The 20230-nt window shown below is 47.9% G+C and carries 16 protein-coding genes; 11 read left to right on the top strand and 5 right to left on the bottom strand.

What is annotated here, in order from left to right; all coding sequences use genetic code 11:
* Positions 1-609: 609 nt before the first annotated feature.
* Positions 610-1719 carry a HindVP family restriction endonuclease gene (locus ACKI3C_RS01525; RefSeq protein ID WP_407401337.1) on the top strand — a complete coding sequence of 370 codons (1110 nt, stop codon included), beginning with the start codon at positions 610-612 and terminating at the stop codon, positions 1717-1719.
* Positions 1716-3128, top strand: coding sequence for a DNA cytosine methyltransferase (locus ACKI3C_RS01520; RefSeq protein WP_407401335.1), 1413 nt, complete (start codon positions 1716-1718; stop codon positions 3126-3128). Before ACKI3C_RS01525 ends, ACKI3C_RS01520 begins: the two co-directional genes overlap by 4 nt.
* A gap of 147 nt (positions 3129-3275) precedes the next feature.
* Here ACKI3C_RS01520 and ACKI3C_RS01515 read toward each other — a convergent pair whose 3' ends face one another.
* The 5 genes from ACKI3C_RS01515 to ACKI3C_RS01495 are packed head-to-tail and all read right to left on the bottom strand — an operon-like array spanning position 3276 to position 8456.
* On the bottom strand, positions 3276-3713 hold the full coding sequence (locus tag ACKI3C_RS01515) for a hypothetical protein (RefSeq protein ID WP_407401333.1): 438 nt from the start codon (positions 3711-3713) through the stop codon (positions 3276-3278).
* On the bottom strand, positions 3710-5191 hold the full coding sequence (locus ACKI3C_RS01510; protein ID WP_407401331.1) for a DHHW family protein: 1482 nt from the start codon (positions 5189-5191) through the stop codon (positions 3710-3712). Before ACKI3C_RS01510 ends, ACKI3C_RS01515 begins: the two co-directional genes overlap by 4 nt.
* A 21-nt stretch (positions 5192-5212) precedes the next feature.
* On the bottom strand, positions 5213-6232 hold the full coding sequence (locus ACKI3C_RS01505) for a DHHW family protein (protein WP_407401329.1): 1020 nt from the start codon (positions 6230-6232) through the stop codon (positions 5213-5215).
* A gap of 10 nt (positions 6233-6242) precedes the next feature.
* Positions 6243-7691 (bottom strand): MBOAT family O-acyltransferase, encoded by a 1449-nt coding sequence (locus ACKI3C_RS01500; RefSeq protein WP_407401327.1) that lies wholly within the window; start codon positions 7689-7691, stop codon positions 6243-6245.
* Between the two features lie 30 nt (positions 7692-7721).
* The gene (locus ACKI3C_RS01495) at positions 7722-8456 is read right to left on the bottom strand and encodes an SGNH/GDSL hydrolase family protein (protein ID WP_407401325.1); all 735 of its coding nucleotides are present in this window, start codon (positions 8454-8456) and stop codon (positions 7722-7724) included.
* 143 nt (positions 8457-8599) lie between these two features.
* On the opposite strand from ACKI3C_RS01495, the gene ACKI3C_RS01490 reads away from it, so the two are divergent.
* The 9 genes from ACKI3C_RS01490 to ACKI3C_RS01450 all read left to right on the top strand — a co-directional run bounded on the left by ACKI3C_RS01490 (position 8600) and on the right by ACKI3C_RS01450 (position 20074).
* Positions 8600-9547: an NAD(P)H-dependent flavin oxidoreductase gene (locus tag ACKI3C_RS01490; RefSeq protein ID WP_407401323.1), complete on the top strand. Its 948-nt coding sequence runs from the start codon at positions 8600-8602 to the stop codon at positions 9545-9547.
* Between the two features lie 78 nt (positions 9548-9625).
* Positions 9626-10090: a DUF4494 domain-containing protein gene (locus ACKI3C_RS01485; RefSeq protein ID WP_407401321.1), complete on the top strand. Its 465-nt coding sequence runs from the start codon at positions 9626-9628 to the stop codon at positions 10088-10090.
* 2 nt (positions 10091-10092) lie between these two features.
* Positions 10093-10761: a YggS family pyridoxal phosphate-dependent enzyme gene (locus tag ACKI3C_RS01480; RefSeq protein WP_407401319.1), complete on the top strand. Its 669-nt coding sequence runs from the start codon at positions 10093-10095 to the stop codon at positions 10759-10761.
* A gap of 827 nt (positions 10762-11588) precedes the next feature.
* Positions 11589-12878 carry an MFS transporter gene (locus ACKI3C_RS01475; RefSeq protein ID WP_407401317.1) on the top strand — a complete coding sequence of 430 codons (1290 nt, stop codon included), beginning with the start codon at positions 11589-11591 and terminating at the stop codon, positions 12876-12878.
* A 190-nt stretch (positions 12879-13068) separates the two neighbouring features.
* Positions 13069-15096 (top strand): transketolase family protein, encoded by a 2028-nt coding sequence (locus ACKI3C_RS01470; protein ID WP_407401315.1) that lies wholly within the window; start codon positions 13069-13071, stop codon positions 15094-15096.
* Between the two features lie 139 nt (positions 15097-15235).
* Positions 15236-16450, top strand: a complete 1215-nt coding sequence (locus ACKI3C_RS01465) for an OmpA family protein (RefSeq protein WP_407401313.1) — start codon at positions 15236-15238, stop codon at positions 16448-16450.
* A 154-nt stretch (positions 16451-16604) separates the two neighbouring features.
* Positions 16605-18035: an MATE family efflux transporter gene (locus ACKI3C_RS01460; RefSeq protein WP_407401339.1), complete on the top strand. Its 1431-nt coding sequence runs from the start codon at positions 16605-16607 to the stop codon at positions 18033-18035.
* A gap of 21 nt (positions 18036-18056) precedes the next feature.
* Positions 18057-18908, top strand: a complete 852-nt coding sequence (locus tag ACKI3C_RS01455) for a DUF3737 family protein (RefSeq protein ID WP_407401311.1) — start codon at positions 18057-18059, stop codon at positions 18906-18908.
* On the top strand, positions 18908-20074 hold the full coding sequence (locus ACKI3C_RS01450) for a MalY/PatB family protein (RefSeq protein WP_407401309.1): 1167 nt from the start codon (positions 18908-18910) through the stop codon (positions 20072-20074). The genes ACKI3C_RS01455 and ACKI3C_RS01450 overlap by 1 nt, the downstream gene beginning before the upstream one ends.
* Positions 20075-20230 lie beyond the last annotated feature (156 nt).

Genomic DNA, 20230 nt, shown 5'->3' with positions numbered 1-20230 from the left:
ACAAGATTTTAGATTATCATTGTGTCAGGATTTGTGCTATATTGAGCGAATATATGGGTTCATATATGAACGAAAGATAGTGCAAATCACGCCAATGAGAAGCAAAATATTTTCATTTGTTCTAATGGACTTTCTGGGTTCGAGGTAGCGCTCTTCAACCGCGTTTTGTTACACTTCACACCCCCACCGGCAGTCCGCAGGTCTGCGACCAGCGGTTAACCAAAGTTACGACCTCCCTGAGGTCTAAAAAATCCACAAAAATATATATTTTCAATGAAAAAAACAGTGAGTTCAGTGAGATCCGCGCGGGCAGTTCCATTGGTGAATAGTTACACAAAATAATCACTATTTGTCAAATGAATTATATTTAACCAGTTGACATAATCGGTATGTTAAGTATGCTTTTTTTTGAGATTGCAGACTGAATCTTTCGATAAATTCTTGCAATTGTCAAGGATTTTTTATATATTTGCATATATGTTGCGCACAGCGTTGTTGCTTGAGTGATATTTATGCAATATAAGATTATTAAAGTCAACGATATGTGCAGTTTTTACCATTAAGTTGTTAACAATTTTATTCCATTATTGGGTTATACAAGATAGTACAATGGCAAAAAAAGAAAAAAAAGTTGTTTACTTCGTGGAAGGCGTAGCTCCTGGTCTGTTTGGACAAAAACACTCAAGCAGGGATTATAGATTTGAAGATGCATGGGGTAAGAACCAGTTCAATAGTTCATTTCCTGCATCTCTTGTTGCATATATGGGCTACAAGAATATAGAACCAATATTCATTTGCACTAATAAGAACAACGAGATTGTTCATAAACACATAGATTCTACAACTCTACTCGGTATTGATCCGTTGAGTGACGAGGCGTATTATGATTTTGAAGCTGGGTATTATCCTTTTGAGAAATACTACACAGCAACAAGAAAGGAAAAGATAGACCTTGTTATGATAAATCGTACATCGGAAAAGGCTGTACGCGGACTGGAAGTCAAGCTCACAACATTGCCAGATAGTACGACCAAGGATTGTATAGATGAGGATTACGGAAGTGAAATAGTGGTACGCTCGCCTACGATTTTGTTTCTCGCTTGTTCTATCTGTTCTTGCTACGACTCTCCAAAGGGAAGACAGAAACTCCACGACTTGCTCAATACTATTGGATCGGAGATAAAAAACTGGAGCGAGATCCGTCAGGTTGTCCCTCATTTTGATTCCATCAAACAAGCGATTGAGGCTGTGTCTATGGATTCTGTACACATGCAAATTCCTCTTGTCATGCAGCCTATTTGGAAAACTGACAGAAAATTAACAGACCTCGAAGAGAATTGTCTTGACGTGTTCGTGTGGTCAAACCTCTCTGTCATCCAGATGTGTCTTCGCGATGTCAATGCCGTTGATGATATTTCTCGAAACCAACGTACAATCATTTGGTTATACAAGATGCTTTGGGATTTCACTCAGTTTGGTAAATTTAACTATACGGACATCGTTAATGATCTTGCGTATAACTACAAGACAGATAAAGCATTCGCTATTAGCGGTAAACTTGCAAATCCGTTGATGAAATGCAAAGAATTAACCAAGCCTCGTATTTCAAAGTTTGAAATTAAGAATATTATCCTCGGCGATGGTCAGAAGTTCCTTCGTCCAGAACGTCGATTTGATGCCTACCTTGTTAGTCACCCAGAATTATTTAGTACCAAATGAGAGTTGTTGATTTATTTTGTGGGTGTGGCGGACTAAGTCTTGGTTTTGAGAAAGCAGGCATGGATATTGTTGCTGCTTTCGATAACTGGCAGGATGCACTCTACGTTTATCGCAATAATTTTAATCATCCTGCAATCCACGCTGACCTGATGGATATTGAGGCTTCCATTCATCAGATACGTCCATACAACCCAGATATGATTATCGGAGGTCCTCCGTGTCAAGATTTCTCTTCGGCAGGAAAACGTAACGAGGATAATGGACGAGGAGATCTTACTGTGGCTTTTGCTAAAATTATTGCAGAGCTTAGACCACAATGGTTCGTAATGGAAAATGTTGAACGCATCTTGAAAACACAAAAACTTGTAGATGCACTTCGAATATTCCATTCAGCAGGTTATGGTACAAGCTATACTGTCTTGAATGCGGCTTTGTGTGGTGTCCCGCAGAAACGTAAGCGTTTTGTTATGATTGGCAAACTTGGTGCTGAAAACGATTTCATGCAAGAAATAATACGAGAAAACCTATCTGACCATGAGATGAGTGTTGCTGAATACTTTGGTGATAAGTTGGATATCCAATACTATTATCGTCATCCACGTAGTTATGTGCGTCGTGGAATATTCAGTACAGCTGAACCGAGTGCTACTATTCGTGGTGTGAACCGTCCGATGCCCCAAGGCTATCAGCTTCATCCTGGAGACCCTGTTGATAGTTTAGAGGGTATTCGCCCATTAACTACACATGAGCGTAGCATGATTCAAACTTTTCCCGAAGATTTTAACTTTGAAGGAACAAAAACTAATATAGAGCAAATGATTGGCAATGCTGTTCCTGTTAATCTAGGATATTTTGTAGCAGATGCTATATTACGTTATTCGGGCGAAAAGAGAAAAGAATACAAAAGAATAGGTATAAGGCAACTTAATCTCTATGATCTTTTCAAACAGTTTGAACTTGAACCAATCACTCAGAATTTTACGGTTCGTGAGGATGTTGAAATTGAGTATGTAACACCCGATAGAAAGACCAGATTGCCCATTGACCTCACAAAGAACATCCTTATATGTAACGTTAAAAAAGACAACTGGGAGCAGTATCTGGATGGTACCGCCAAAATTTACTATACTGGTAAGAGGTTCCCAACCACTATTGCACTCAACAAACTCTACTACTTTATGCCTTACCTCTCAGGCAAGGGCATCCGCGATCTGTACTTCATTAAGATTGCCCGTCTTGGCTACCGTAAGGAGGCTCAGGAGAATGAGGACAAGAATGATCTCCGTTTAGTGTTTGAGATAGAACGTGTAGCTCAACTCTTCGATGACTACCAGAAAGTTAAACTTGAAATATGGCGAACGTTTACGGATACCACGATGGAGAAAATTTTAAATATTCAAAGGAAATAAGTGTCATCAAACAAAAAAATGTTATAGAAGGCTTATGAAAGGAGAAACTCATTACTATGCGTTCGTGTAACCGTTCCTGCATGAGTTTTTCTTAAAAAACTGTAGGGACTAATTTTAATCAGTTACCCCGGCCGTATTTGATTGTAATTACTTTGTGATAACATTGGAAATTTGGATGAATTCATAGGTTTCCATGCTGTCGGGATCTTTTATGAAATGTATCCCCAGTTTTTCCTTTGAAGGATGTATTATTTCATTGCCGCAAGACGGGAATATCTCGAAGCTGTGGGTGTCATATGACAAACGGAGTCGGTCGGAGTCATCATTGTGTTTCTCGTAGTTCCATCTACACAATAATGTGTCGGGATATGATTGGAAACTCTTTAACCAGTCCTCTCTATCGAATGCCTTGTCCCAATGAATGTTAATCAACAAGCATGAATCTGCTGAGATGAATTTAATTTCAGCATTGTCTTCGGCGCGATAAGTCCTGCCTACAAAGTCTTCCTCGGTGTGACCAGGGCAGCAGCTCTGCAATGCTAAAAAGATAGCTAAAACGAGTACATTTAATCGAAATGCTTTCATAATGTTGAAGTTTCGGTGGGCTCTTGTGGAGTCTCTGTGGTTTCGTGCTTGGGAGTCTCTGTCTTTTCTTGCTCCTTGGGTGTGGCTTTTTCCTTCTCTTTGGGCTTTTCTTTCTTTTTCTCGGTGTTGCCGCTCTCGCTCGGTGTGCTGGGCAGTGCGCCGCTTTGCGTGAGGAATCTCATGCATGCCTTGGCGCTGCCGCCGCTGTAAGCCTTGTAGATGTTGTTGGCAAAGAGGATGTCTGTAATCTTGTTTGCCTCAACATATTGCTTCATGTTCTTGGTGAAGTAGCGGGTGTCGATGACATGTATTTCCTCAAATGAGAAGAACAGGTAGCCCGGCAGTGCGTTGCCGAAGCTGTCCTTGAGGATGATGAGACGTCGGCCGTTCTTGGTCGAGGTTCGCACTTGCGTGATCTTGGTGTCTCCGCCCATGAAGGTGCAGTAGGCAGCGGTGCTGCCATCCTTGAAGTGGAAGAAGAACTCACCCTTGGCAGGAGCACTCTCGTGAGTGATATTGAACCCTTTGGACAGGGTGTAGGTGATATAGGTGGTGGTGTATTGCACGCCGCGCGGTTCGTAGGACACGAAATCTTCAGGAGCATTTTTCACTGCGATGTCGTGTGAGTAACCATACATTGATCCCACATATCCGTGAACCACCACTTTGTCATAGTTTGACAAGTCCTTGAACGGCACTTTCGCCACTTGGGCAAACTTTTGCGCGGCGTAGAATGCGCCCAGTGGTGCCCAGTGGTGGTCGGTGCGCAGGTAGATGTCTTCTTTCACGTGTTGTGACAGCGGCGTGTAGCAGTCCACAGCCTTGACCTGTGGCAGCAAATGGCTGTAAATGTTGCGAATGGTGGGCAACTGTGGTCTTGACAGTTTCTTCGCTTTCTCGGGCAGGTAAAACTCGGTGGAAGTGGGAATTACCATGCAGTAAACCTGCACTTTGCCGCCAAATGCCTCTTGGTAGGCGTTAGCGGTCTCGGCATAGGAAACACCGCCGTTGGCATCGCCTCCGTAGGCGTTGAGCGCTCTCACGTTGGGGCCCGAACCCACGATGATGATGCCCGCGGTGGCGAGTTTGGCGTTCTCGTCGGCAAGGTCTCCGCCGTCAAAGTCGGCGATATTGCGGTTGTCGTCCTCGGCAACTTCCTGGTTCTCTTCGTTGCTATCTTGCTGGTCAGAAGCATGGAACACGATATCATCCTCGCCGTTGCCCAGCGAGAGCGCAAGGTGCTGCTTTAAGCCCATCGACAGAGTCATGAGTTGGTCGCGGAACGGCTCACTGTCGCTGAACCATTCCGATATCTCCTTGGCGTAAGTGCCATCCTTGAGTTTGTCGACGCTGAACTCGGGCACAGTGGCGAGTTCGCGGCGCTCAAGTTCGGAAAACGTGCTGCGAGGAAAAGTGGCAAACACTCCTGCCATTGTCAGGAATACTATGTTGAAAATGCAAATGAATGTCTTGTTCATAACTGTGGTTGTGCTAGTGCGTTATTGCACGAGGTAGTTGCGCAGGTACTTGGTGGTGCGAGCCGTTGCCGCATGCGCGCTGTTGTTGCAGAAGAGGATGTCGGTGATTCCGTTCTCTTTCACATAGTTGGTGAGGTTGAGGGTGAAATAACGGCAATCTACCACGTGGATGTCCTCAAATGAGTAGAACAGGTAGCCTGGTATCGCGTTGCCGAAACTGTCTTTGAGTATGAGCAGTTTGCGTCCGTTCTTGGTCGATGTGCTCACGTGGGTGAGTTTGGTGTCGCCTCCCATGAATGTGCAATAGGCGAGTCCTGATCCGTCCTTATAGCTCCAGAAAAATTCTCCCTCGTGCAGTGTTCCTGCCTTGACCACGTTGCGGCGTGACTTGTCGAGGGTGTACTCAATGTAGGTGGTGGAGTAGTCCACACCCTTGGGCACATAGTAGTAGAAATCTTCAGGATTGTTCTTGATGTCGATGCATTTAGTGAATCGATACATGGTGCCCACAAAGTCACGCACCACGCGTTTGTCATAGTGCGACAAATCTTTGAACGGAACACCTGCTGCCCGTGCAAACTGCTGGGCTGCGTAATAAGCGCCCAGCGGTGCCCAGTGGTGGTCGGTGCGAGAGTAGATGTCCTCGCTGGCGTGTTTTGTGAGTTCGGGTATGAGCGCCACGCCATGCACGTTCTTGTCGAGCGCCTGGAAGCACTTGTCTATGGCTTTGGCTTGCGAGCGGTTGACGTCGGCAATCTGGTCGCCGCCGTAGAATGCTGCCGCTGTGGGCACTGGCATGCAGTAGATGTTCACCTTGCCCTCAAAGTTGCGGTAGTACTCGTTGGCCACCTGTGCATAGTCCACCATGCACTCGCTGCCGCCGTTGAACGGGCTGAAAGCCCTCACGTTGCACGAGTCGCCCAGGATGATGATGCCTTGTGCGCCTTTGCGCATGCGGGGTTGAGAGGGGGTGTCGGTTGTCTGTGCAATGGCCGGAACCATGCTTGCTAGTATTGCAGTGAGAATGAATATCTTTTTCATTGTGATGTGATTAGAAACGTGTGTAAAGGAATGCATTGTTGGTGGCTCCCACGAGTAACGCTGTGCTCACGATGAGAACCACGATGGAGAACACGATGCGTGCGCTCATCACGGTGAAGCGGTAGAACGCGCTGTCCTCGCCGCCCATCATGTTCTGGCACAAAGTGTCGGCCCACTTGCGCACGGGCATGGCGAAGACGATTGCCACGATCCACAGCCAGAAGTTGTTCATCACGGCTGTCTCGGTGATGATGTTGGTGAACTCCTTGGCATTGCCGAATGCCACCATGAAGAACCTGCCCATTGCGTTCATGTCCACGAAGTAGAAGATTGCCCATCCCAGTACCACTAATATAAGGCTGTAGATGTGCATGATAAATGCAGGAATGCCCCATCGCAGCAGCGTGTATTTCTCTATCATCAGTATTACCCCGAAGTAGAGGCCCCACAGGATGAAATTCCAGCTGGCTCCGTGCCACATGCCGGTGAGGAACCACACGGTGAGCAGGTTGAACCACTGGTGCCGGCGGTTGCCGCCCATGGGAATGTAAACATAGTCGCGGAAGAAGCTGCCCAGCGACATGTGCCAGCGACGCCAGAAATCGGTGATGGAGCTGCAGCAGTAGGGGTGGTTGAAGTTCTCGTTGAAGCGGAAACCCATGCAGCGGCCTATGCCTATCGCCATGTCGCTGTAGCCCGAGAAGTCGTAGTAAATCTGGAACGTGAACGCTAGTATTCCCAGCCATGCGCCAGTAGTAGTGAGGTCGCCGTTGCCCGAATCTAGGAACTGTTTGGCAATTTCCGACAACTGATTGGCAATAATCACCTTCTTGGCCAGTCCCAGCATGAAGCGGGTGATGCCCTGGGCCACGTCGTCGGAGGTAATGGTGCGCTTGTGTATCTCGTTGACCACGGTGTCATAGCGCACGATGGGGCCGGCAATGAGTTGCGGGAACATGGAGATGTAGAGCAGCAGTCCCCAGTAGCTGCGTTGCGCCGGTGACTCGCGGCGATAGACATCGACAAGGTAGGAGAGTGACTGGAACGTGTAGAAACTGATGCCTATGGGCAACGCGATGTCGGGGATGGCGCAAGGCAGGCCCAGCGCGTTGACTTGCTCGGCAAAGAAGCTGGCATACTTAAACACGCCCAGCACGCCCAAGTTGCACGCTACGCCCACGCCGAGCGCCAGCTTGCGCCACCGCGTGGCGTTGTCCATGGCCCGTCCCACGATGTAGTTCATGAGCACGCTCAATAGCATCAGGAACACATACACCGGTTCGCCCCAAGCATAGAAAATGAGCGAGAACACGATGAGAACCAGGTTTTTGACCGTGTTGCTAGTGGGTATTGACGCATGGTCGTGTGCAAGCCAGCGGTCAATCAACACACCGGCCATGTAGCATATAATGAATGCTGGTAGGAATGCAAATAAGAAGAATAAGTCGGCAAATACCATAATAGGGGACTTCTATAAAAAAATTAAGTGTCACTTGAACAAGTTGCGCAGGCTAGTAGCGATGAGCATGCCGTTAGACTTGGCACCTTTCACCGACGTGTGGGTACCGTCGCTAGTGTAAACCTTGCGTCTTCTCTCGTTTTGCGCCACAACTTTCGACTCCTTGTCGAGCCTGATCACGTGGCAGTTGAGCCGCTTTCCGCATTGCTCGATGATATCTCCTGCTTGCGCTATCAGTTCGGTCGGGGCCGATGTAGTCTGCATGGGCGTGAGCAGCACGATATGTGCTTTGGGGTGCTGTTGCTTGAGCAGCAACACGTTGTGCCTTACCGATAGAGCCAGCGACGTGACTTCGCTAGCCTTCATGTTGAGCACGTCGTTGTCGTTTTGCCCCCACGCCTGCTCCACGCTTTGCGCGAATGCGCCGGGACGCTTGCCCGAGAACCACGCATCGTTGGTTCCGGCTCCTATGATTATGTAGTCGGGACTAGGTTTGTTGTCGGCGTTAAGGCGCAACACTTGGTTGTATATCACGTTGTTATCGCCCAGCACACCGATGTTCTCGTCAACGTTGGCAATGGTGGCTGCGGTGTTGGTCCATGTTGCGCCGCTCCGGGCATAGCTGCGCAGCGATTCGGGACGGATTTCCTGGCCGAACCAGTAGGTCCATCCGCGCTGGCTGCCGCAGTTGTCGCCGCCCAGCCACGTGTTAGAGTCGCCCAGCACAGCAATGCGTTGGCAAGGAGACACTAATGGACACAGCAAAATAAAAGTAAATAATATATATTGTGTTATTGATTTCATAATTAGACTACAAAATTACTAATTTTTTATCAATAGTGAAAAGTATTTTTGCATAATGAGAGAAAATTTTGTAACTTTGTTAGTCGAAAATATTAATTAACATTATGAAAAGCAGAATCACTGAATTATTCGGAATAGAATATCCCATCATAGCAGGTGGCATGGTGTGGTGCAGCGGTTGGCGTCTGGCGGCAGCTGTGAGCAATGCCGGCGGATTAGGTCTTATTGGTGCCGGGTCAATGACGCCCGAGGTGCTGCAAGAGCACATCCGCAAGTGCAAAGCTGCCACAAGTAAGCCTTACGGCGTGAACGTGCCGCTCATGTATCCGCAGATAGAACGTCTCATGGACATCATCGTAGAGGAAAAAGTCCCCGTGGTGTTCACTAGTGCGGGCAGTCCCAAGAAGTGGACCCCGTTCTTGCACGAGCATGGAGTCAAAGTGGCCCATGTCGTTGCATCATCAACATTTGCCTTGAAGTGCGAGCAGGCTGGGGTGGACGCTGTTGTGGCCGAGGGCTTTGAAGCAGGAGGTCACAACGGGCGTGAAGAGACTACTACAATGTGTCTCTTGCCTGCCGCACGCAAGGCAATTTCTTTACCCCTCATCGCTGCTGGTGGCATTGCGACCGGCGACGCTATCCTGGCAACTAAGGTGCTCGGCGCCGAGGGTGTCCAGGTAGGTACGCGATTCGCGCTCACACAGGAGAGCAGCGCCAGCGACGCATTCAAGCAGCGTTGCCTCGACCTCAATGAGGGTGACACAAAACTGCTGTTGCGCAAATTATCTCCCACACGTCTGGTGAAGGGCGGATTCTACACTGCCATTGAGACTGCCGAGAACGAGGGAGCTTCGCCCGAGCGATTGCTCGAAATTATTGGCACAGGGGCTTCGCGCCGCGGCATCTTCGAGGGTGATGTGGAGACTGGCGAATTAGAGATAGGCCAGACATCGGCGTTGCTCAAGGGCAAGCCTGTGCAGACGGTACAACAGGTCTTTGACGAACTCGTTGCAGAATATAAGGCGGCTGTTGAAAAAATTAAAGGTGTTTAACACACAGGTTACGCATAAAAATGTTACCTTTGTGCTGTAAACACAACCAATATTAACACATTAAAATGATAAGATATTATGTCACAATGGTTTGAATGTAAAGTAAAGTATGATAAGATGATGGAGACAGGTGTTCTCAAGACTGTAACTGAGCCCTATCTCGTCGATGCCCTCTCATTTACCGAGGCCGAAGCTCGCATCACAGAGGAGATGCAACCCTACATCTCTGGTGAATTTTCAGTGTCGGCAGTGCGTCGCATCAATCTCAGCGATATCTTCTATAATCAGGCAGGCGACAAGTGGTACAAGGTGAAAACTAACTTCATCACCATTGACGAGAAGACTGCTGTCGAGAAAAAAACTGCAACATTCCAGCTGGTTCAGGCAAGCGAGTTCAGCAACGCGCTCACAGTATTCATGGAAGGTATGAAGGACACCATGGCCGACTTTGAAATCGCTTCGATCACCGAGACTGCCCTCATGGACGTGTTCTCGGCCGACCTTAAACGCACACTTGCCGACAAAGCTGCCGAAAAAGAGTGATTGTGGACGTAGCAAGCAATATCAAACACATTGAGGCGCAACTTCCTGAGGGGGTTCGCCTCGTTGCCGTTTCCAAGTTTCATCCTGTGGAGGCACTGCGACAGGCTTATGATGCCGGACAGCGTGTGTTCGGCGAGAGCCGTGCCCAGGAATTGGCGGTTAAAGCCGAGCAACTGCCCGGTGACATCGAGTGGCACTTCATAGGCCACTTGCAGACCAACAAGGTGCGTCAGGTGGTGAAGCATGTCAGCGTGATTCAGAGCGTCGATTCGGTGAAATTGCTACGCCTCATCGATGCCGAGGCTGCACGATTGGATCGCACGGTAGATGTGCTGCTTCAACTACACGTTGCACAAGAAGAAGCCAAGAGCGGTTTTGCACCAAGCGAACTCCTTGAGGCTGCAGGTAGGGGAGAACTGGACGGATTGACTCACGTGCGCCTGCGCGGACTCATGGCAATGGCAACGTTTACCGACGACGAGACCCTCATTGCCCGCGAGTTCTCAACCGTTGAAGACACGTTCAAAGCCTTGCGTGCCACACACATGGCAAGCAACGACGCGTTCAGCGAAATAAGCATGGGAATGAGCGACGACTGGCACATTGCAGTGCAGCATGGCAGCACGTTAGTGCGCATCGGGACCGCCATTTTCGGCCACCGTGAGTATTGAATTACCTGGTTGCTCTACCTCTCCCAATGCTATATATCCTTCTGTTACTATGTCTTATCCCATTGCTGACCGATGGCCATGTGTCTTTCTGACCGTCTAGCGACTATCGGTTACGATGCAGTGTGGCCTCTGCCGAGGCCGTTGTGGTGGATAGCTTTCCATCCGACGGTCTAGCGACCGCCGGTTACGATGCAGTGTGACGGGTTTCCCGTCATGGATGGCGGTATATGTTGTGTCCAATGGTCTGTGTACCACTGGTTACGATTGCTAAACTTGGACAGATTTGTTGACAGTAGAATAGATCCTATTTGATGGGGATAAGTGGTACAGGCGGTGGCACCTTATTACATCGTAACCAGGGGAGCGCAAAATGTGTTTTGTGGGGTAATAATGCAATTTCGTATTGTGCGACACCTTATCGTAGAAGAGGGATAAGTGCTTCTGGCGGTGGAACCGCCTTATTGCATCGTAACCGGCGGACGCAGTCCGTCGGAGAAGGGAATATAAAACTAACGGCCTCAGAGGGGCCGCACTGAAAATAATATGGCATACATCTGTCCTACCGTCTAGCGACCATAGGTTACGATACATGGTGACGGGTCCCTCCATCATGTATGATTCACTTTGGGGCATCTCAAAATCGCCACGACATAGCAATAAAATTTACTTATAAATGTTATTGTTGAGGAGTGTCAGCGGGGCGTCATAGGAACTTCTCGTCATTTTTTTTGTGCAAAAAAATCACATTTATAAAATAATTTACTAACTTTGTAGTCAATCTTACAACCGAAAAAAACTAATTATTAACAAAAATAACACTAAGTAAAATGTCAACAGAAAACAAAAACGGCAAATTGGTTGCCATCATTGCGATGATGTTCCTCTTCGCTATGATTTCTTTCGTGACTAACATGGCGGCTCCATTCGGCCAGATCTGGAAAATCCAGTACGAGTGGGCTGGCATGATGGGTAACATGATGAACTTTGCAGCATACCTCTTCATGGGTGTTCCTGCAGGTATGATGATTTCAAAGATGGGTTACAAGAAGACAGCTCTTGTAGCGCTTGCACTGGGTTTCGTGGGTATTGCTGTACAGTTTATTTCAAGTAAACTTGCTGGTACAGAGATTAGCACTTACGTTGTTTACCTTCTCGGTGCTTTCATCTGCGGTTTCTGCGTTTGTATTCTTAACACCGTTGTTAACCCCATGCTCAACCTCCTTGGCGGTGGCGGCAACAAGGGTAACCAGCTCATTCAGACTGGCGGCTCGCTCAACTCGCTTGCTGGTACTCTCACTCCCCTCTTGGTGGGTGCCATGATTGGTCAGGTAACCGACAAGACTTCGATGTCTGACGTTTCTCCCTTGTTGATGATTGCTATGGGCATCTTTGCAGCGTCGTTCGCAATCATTTATTTCACTAAGCTCCAAGAGCCCGAGCAGGCCGATGGCAATATGATGGAAATGATAAAGGGCGCGCTTGGCTATCGTCACCTGGTGCTGGGTATTATCGCTATCTTCCTTTATGTAGGTGTTGAGGTTGGTATCCCCGGTGAAATGATTTTCTACCTCAGTGACACTTCTGAGAACGCTGTCCTTGGTTCGGCTGCTATTGCTGGTACCGTTGCTGCTGTTTACTGGCTGCTTATGCTTGTTGGCCGTCTCACATCTTCTTTCATCAGCGGTAAGGTTTCGACACGTGCACAGATTGTGACAGTTTGCACCGTTGCGCTTGTACTTCTCATTGCTGCAATCTTTGTTCCCGAGAGCAATACTTTCACGCTCCCTGGAACAGAAGAAAACCCCTTAGACCTGGTTCTCTTCAAGTTCACTGGCGGTGAACTTCCCATCAAGTGTATCTTCTTTGTGCTTTGCGGTCTTTGCACATCAGTGATGTGGGGTGGTATCTTCAACCTTGCGACTGAGGGTCTCGGCAAATATACCGCTGCTGCTTCGGGTCTGTTCATGGCGATGGTAGTTGGTGGTGGCGTAGTGCCTCTGGTACAGGACCTCGTTGCTGGTGCTGTTGGTTACATCCAGAGCTACTGGGTGATTGTTGCCAGCGTAGCTTACATGCTGTTCTACGCGCTCATCGGCAGCAAGCCTGCTAAGAAGTAATCATTATTACACATTATATTATATGGGTGCATCGAAGCAATTTGGGTGCACCCTTATTATGTGTGTGCATGCAGGGGTGTGCAAAATGCATTTTTTTTAAGGTTTATTTTGCTATTTGCACAAATTGTAGTAATTTCGTACTCAAAATAATATCACATAACATTTTAAAATAATTTCTTTTTCGGATTCTATGGTAAACGAAAAACTTATGAAGATTGCAGCCGATAACATTCGCATACTCGCTGCAAGTATGGTTGAGAAAGCCAACTCTGGTCACCCTGGCGGTGCTATGGGTGGTGCCGATTTTGTTAATACACTTTATTCTAAATATCTGGTTTGTGATCCCGATGATCCCACATGGTTCGCCCGCGACCGTTTTTTCCTTGATCCCGGTCACATGTCACCCATGCTTTACAGCGTGCTGTTCCTCACAGGCAAGTACACACTTGAGGATATTCAGTCATTCCGCACATGGGGCAGCATCACGCCCGGTCATCCCGAGTTGGATGTGAAACATGGTGTGGAGAACACCTCTGGCCCTCTCGGGCAAGGTCATGTCATGGCTGTGGGCTGTGCTATTGCTGAGCGTTTCATGGTGGCACGCTTTGGTGAGACTATCGCTCACAAGACTTATGCCTTCATCAGTGATGGCGGCGTGCAAGAGGGTATCTCACAAGAGGCTGCTCGCATTGCTGGCAACCTGGGGTTGAGCAATCTCATCATGTTCTACGACAGCAACACAATCCAGCTTTCTACCGAGTGCGATGCAGTGAGCAACGAGGATACTGCTGCTAAGTATCGTGCATGGAACTGGAACGTAATTGAGGTAGATGGAACTAATGCTAATGAGATGGCCCAGGCTCTCGAGGCTGCACAGGCCGAGGCTGAACGTCCCACCCTCATCCTGGGTCACACCGTGATGGGTCGCGGATGCGTTACCGAGGACGGTGCTAGCTTCGAAGGCAAGTGCAGCACTCACGGCAATCCCATCGGCAAGTCGGGTGCAAGCTTTGAGAAGACTATCGCTAACCTGGGCGGTGACCCCGAGAATCCATGGGTTGTATTCCCCGAGGTTGCTGAACTGTATGCACAACGTGCAGCCGAACTGCGTGAGGTCGTAGCTAAACGTCGCGCCGAGCATGATGCTTGGGCTAAGGCTAACCCCGAGGCGGCAAAGGAACTTCAAGACTATATCGATGGCAAGGTGGCTCAAGTTGATTATGCGGCAATCGAGCAGAAACCCAACAATGCCACACGAGCTTCGTCGGCAGCTGTGCTCAAGGTGCTCGCTCAAAATGTCAAGAATATGATTGTGTCAAGTGCTGACCTTGCTAACAGCGACAAGACTGACGCTTTCCTCAAGGAAGCTGGTGCCTTTGCTCGTCATGACTTCAAAGGTGCATTCCTGCATGCAGGCGTGTCAGAACTTGCAATGACATCTATAATAAATGGTATGGCACTTCATGGTGGTGTTATTGCTGCTTGTGGCACATTCTTCGTGTTCAGCGACTACATGAAGCCCGCCGTTCGCTTGTCGGCTCTCATGGAACTCCCCGTTAAGTTCATATGGACTCACGACGCATTCCGCGTGGGCGAGGACGGACCCACTCATGAACCCGTGGAGCAAGAGGCACAGATTCGTCTCATGGAGGAACTCAAAAACCATAGCGGACGCAACAGTATGCTCGTGCTTCGTCCTGCCGACGGTCCCGAGACTTCGGTGGCTTGGAAGATGGCGATGGAGAATACCAAGACTCCCACTGCCCTCATCCTCTCTCGACAGAACATCAACGACCTGCCTGCGGCCAGCGGCAATCGCTATCAGGAAGCCCTCGGTGCCGAGCGTGGCGGATATGTGGTGGTTAAGGACGAGAATCCCGATGTCGTGCTTGTGGGCAATGGTTCCGAAGTTGCTACTCTCGTCGCTGCTGCTGCTATCGTGAAAGAGAAAGGCGTGAAGGCTCAGATTGTTTCTGTTCCCTCAATCGGGTTGTTCCTAGAACAGGACACCGAGTATCGCAATGAGGTGATTCCGGCTAACCTCCCTGCATTTGGTCTCACCGCTGGTCTTCCCTCAACTTTGCGTAGGGTGGTGCCCACTGGCGAAATCTTCGGTTTAGACCACTTCGGTGCTTCGGCATCTTATAAGGTTTTGGACGAAAAATTTGGTTTTACTGCCGAAAATATAGCTGAAAAGATATTAAAATTTGTAAATTGATGAGATTTTTCAACAAAAAATGAATTTTTTTCGTTGGAAATTATACTCACAAGAAAAAAAAGTGCTATATTTGCACAATAATTTGAGTAAGAAAATATAAAATTATTAATTGTTTAACAGATACAAAACACGTAAGTCTATGAAAAAGATTACATTGCTGGCGCTTGCATGCGCCATGTTCATGGTTCCTACTGTTGCTAGCGCTCAGGAGGTAACTTATGTTGAGGATCCTGCACAAGGTTTAATTTTCAACAAGTTCCAGGACAACTGGTTCGTTGAAGGTCTCGGTGGTGCAGGCGTTATGATGTCAGCTTATGACAAGCACGCTAAGTTTGGTGACCGTGTAGGTTACAAGGGCAACCTCGTTGTAGGCAAGTGGTTCTCTCCCATCATCGGTCTCCGTGTGGGTGGTGAGTTCAACCAGATGAAGGGTGCTACAGATAATGTTAATGCTCTGGGTTTCCTCGGAAAAGAAGCTAAGGACCGCGGTTACAGCTTGCAGCACTTCAACAACATCGGTGGTTTCGGTGATGTTCTTCTGAACCTTACTAACTGGTGGTGTGGTTACAAGCCCGGTCGTTTCTACAACGCTGACCTCTATATGGGTTTCGGTGTACACTGGGTATATGAGAAAGATGCTAAGGGTAACTGGAAATATGACGGTGGTAAGGGTGGCGAAAGCCGCAACTACTCAGCTCGTGTTGGTCTTCTCAACACATTCCGTCTGAGCGAGCAGGTTAACCTGCTTCTTGACCTCCGTTTCGAGGAAATGCAAGAGCATGTTGACGCTCGTGGTAACCGCACATGGGTTGAGTATCCCTCTGCTCTTCTCGGTCTCTCTTACCGTTTCAACAAGAGAGAGTGGAATGCTCCCGTGGTTCCCGTTTGCCCCACTTACAAGTACACAGATGCTGAAGGTGACGCTCTCGTTGCTCGTCTCGCTGCTGCTGATCGCAAGATCGCTGACCTCGAGGAACAGCTGAAGAACTGCCGCAAGCCTGCTCCCGTAGCTCCCGTAGCTCCCAAGGCTGACGCTCCCCTCGCAACTATCTACTTCCCCATCAACGTTTCTAAGATTGTAGGCGTTCAGAACAACGTAGTTGACGCTGTTGCTAACGTAATGCTCGATGAGAACAAGGAATACCTCCTCACTGGTTGGGCTGATAACTACACTGGTAACGACAAGATCAACACTCGCCTCCGTAAGGACCGCGTTGCTACCGTTAAGGGCGCTCTCGAAGGCAAGGGTGTAGATGGTGCTCGTCTTGAGACTCAGATCAACGACGGTAACCTTACTAACTACGGTCCCAAGTGTGCTTCACTCGACCGTGCCGTAACTATCGTTCGCAAGTAATCAGTTACTTAACGATAAATATAAAAACGCTTCCTTCGGGGAGCGTTTTTTTTGATACTTGCTCTTGTGTGTGTTCCCCCTTTTTGCTAACTTTGTACTCCCGATTTGGCGATATTGTCGGTTTACGACAATGGGATATTTAATATATTGATAGATTGTGGCTGGTTCTAATAGCAAAGATGGTTTGTTAGCGATGATACGCGACGGCGAGCACATGTCGTTGCGTCAGCAGTTTTTGCTCACTGCGCAGTTGAGTATGCCTGCAATCATGGCCCAGTTGTCTTCTATTGTGATGCAATACATTGATGCATCAATGGTGGGCAGCCTGGGAGCTAACGAAGCCGCTTCAATAGGACTTGTGTCAACAACATTATGGCTTTTTGGTGGTATAAGTGGCGCGTTTTGTACGGGTTTCTCGGTTCAAGTTGCCCATTTGATTGGTGCCAAAAAGAATGTTGAGGCTCGTAACATTGTGCGGCAGTCAATGACTGCATGCTTGGTTTTCGGGTTATTCTTGTCGTTGTTTGGTATAGGCATTAGTTCTTACTTGCCCATATGGTTAGGCGGCAACGAGGAGATTATAATGTCTTCGTCAACTTATTTCTTGATATTCTCATCATGCCTGCCATTCCTCATTTTCAATATTCTTGCGAGCGGAATGATTCGTTGCAGTGGCAATATGCGAATTCCTAGCTTGCTGAACATACTGATGTGTGTTCTTGATGTAATATTCAATTTCTTGCTCATATTCCCAACTCGTAGTGTCACGGTATGTGACTATGCTTTCACAGTCCATGGTGCGGGTTTGGGAGTTACCGGCGCTGCATTAGGTACTGCCATTGCGGTGGTCATTGTGTGCATGTTTATGATGCACTATCTTGTGTTCCGGTCGCGTGAATTGAAGCTTACATTGGACAGTGGGTCATTTATTCCCACAAAGGAATGTTTGCATAAGGCTGTTAAGATATCGTTACCGATGGGAATACAGCAGTTTGTGATGTCTTCGGCACACATTCTCACTACCGTGATTGTTGCGCCGCTGGGAAATGTGTCGATAGCAGCTAACTCTCTTGCTATCACTGCCGAGAGTTTGTGCTATATGCCTGGTTACGGCATAGCCGATGCTGCCACTACGCTTGTGGGACAGAGCCTTGGTGCCGGGCGCCGATACCTAGCACGGCACTTTGCTTACATCTCGGTCTTTCTGGGTATGTCATTGATGGGATGCATGGGTGTTCTGATGTTTATTGCTTCTGAAGGCATGATGTCGATGATGACAAATGTCCAGACTGTCATTGACCTGGGTAGCAGTGTGCTGCGCATAGAAGCGTTTGCCGAGCCATTCTTTGCTGCTGCTATTGTCACCTACGGCGTTTTTGTGGGTGCGGGTGACACAAAGACACCGTGCTGGATGAACATTATGAGCATGTGGGGTGTCAGGTTGACATTGGCCTGGCTGTTAGTCAATGTGTTCGGAATAGGGTTAATGGGCATGTGGATTGCGATGGCCACCGAATTGTGCTTCCGCGGCACTATTTTCCTGTTGAGAATGTGGCGTGGTGGATGGATCAAAAATAACATATAGCAATGATAAATAGATAGAGCGATGAAAGTAATAAAAGACATAGAAGTGGGCGGAGAGAGACCGTTTTTTGAAAGTCATGATCTCCGCATTGAGAATGTTACCATTGTCGATGGAGAATCGGGAATTAAGCAGTGCTCTAATATAGAAGCTGTGAATTGTCGTTTCATAGGCAAATATCCATTTTGGCACGTCGATGGGTCGCTGATTGAGAATTGTTATTTTGCGCCAGGTTCGCGTTCGGCAATCTGGTATAGCAATGACATGTTGATGCGCAACACCGTGATTGATGCTCCCAAGTTGTTCAGAGAAATGAAAAATCTCACTCTTGAGAATGTTACTATCAATGATGCCGATGAGACTTTCTGGAACATCGATGGATTGACTATAAAGAATGTGACGCTGCGTGAAGGCACTTATCCGTTCATGGGAAGCAAAAACATCGAAGTCGATGGACTCGACAGTGAAAGCAAGTATGTATTCCAGTATGTCAAGAACGTAGTCATCAGGAATGCCAAGATTACTACTAAAGATGCATTCTGGGAAACGGAGAACGTCACGATTATTGATTCGGAACTCAATGGTGAATATCTGGGCTGGCATTCCAAGAACCTCAAACTGGTTAATTGCCGCATAACCGGCACTCAACCATTGTGTTACGCTCATGGCTTGGTGCTTGAGAATTGCACATTTGGCGATGATGCCGACCTTGCCTTTGAATATTCGACTCTCGATGCCTCAATCAAGGGACATGTACGCAGCATAAAAAATCCCACATCGGGAGTGATAAATGTGGATTCTGTGGGTGAGGTGATTCTTGACGAAAATATCAGTCAGCCTGCCGATTGTGTAATTAATGTAGCAAACAAGAAGTGATGAATTTTGATTTTGATACTCCCGTGAATCGCCGCGGCACCAATTCCTATAAATGGGATTCTGATCACGTGGGCGATGACGTATTGCCTATGTGGGTTGCCGACATGGATTTCAGGACGGCTCCTGCAATCATTGATGCTTTGAGGACTAGGGTAGAGCATGGCGTGTTTGGCTATGTAACGGTCCCCGAGTCTTATTATGATGCGGTCATCAGCTGGTTTGCCCGCCGGCATGGGTGGGAGATCAAGAGAGATTGGATACAATATACAAGTGGTGTGGTGCCTGCTGTTTCGGCAATCATTAAAGCGATGACACGCCATGGCGACAAGGTTGTGACAATGACACCTGTGTATAATTGCTTTTTCTCATCAATCAAGAACAACGGGTGCCAAGTCCTTGAGTGCGACTTGGTTTATCAAGACAGTACTTATGTGATTGACTATGACAAGTTAGATCACTGCCTCTCGCAAGACGATGTGAAGCTGTTGCTGCTATGCAATCCTCACAATCCTGCATGCCGTGTGTGGACGCGAGACGAACTGCTGCGAGTGGGTGAGTTGTGTATTGCTCACGGGGTGACTGTTGTGAGCGACGAGATACATTGCGAGCTTGTGATGAACGGAAATAAGTTCACTCCATTTGCATCAATATCCCAAGAACTGCAAGACATAACTATCACATGCAATTCTCCCAGCAAGAGTTTCAATACTGCCGGACTGCAGATTGCTAATATAATATGCAACAATGGTGAGATTCAAGCCAAGATAGATAGAGCAATTAATGACAATGAGGTGTGTGATGTCAACCCCTTTGGTGTTGAAGCGTTGATTGCTGCATACAATTATGGCGAGCCTTGGTTAACCGAACTATGCCAGTATATCGAAAGTAACTATCTGCTAGTGAAAACATTCATTGAGGAGAATCTTCCGTCGATAGGCGTCACAAAGCTTGAGGGTACTTACCTGGTGTGGCTTGACTGTAAGTCCCTAGGCAAGACGAGCGATGAATTGACACGGGTTCTAGACGACCGAGCAGGGGTGCTTGTCAATAGCGGCACGATGTATGGCGCTGCGGGCGAAGGGTTTATAAGACTCAATATCGCATGCCCGCGATCGCAAGTCACCGAGGCATTGCATCGCATGATGCCAGTCCTCAAGTCGCTATAAGAGGAAGCATACATCTCTATCTCCCACAGAGTTACTATGTTTGCAGTCGCAAATGACAAGAGGCTGTGAAAAATAGCCAGAACAGGCGGTAGCTTTTTCCGCTCAAAGGGGCTTTGCCCCGGCCGCTCGGGCTGTCCCCAGTGTGTTTTTCATAGT

The sequence above is a fragment of the Sodaliphilus sp. genome (assembly GCF_045598405.1).
GTDB lineage: Bacteria > Bacteroidota > Bacteroidia > Bacteroidales > Muribaculaceae > Sodaliphilus > Sodaliphilus limicaballi.
This window is presented reverse-complemented; position numbering and strand designations above follow the sequence as displayed.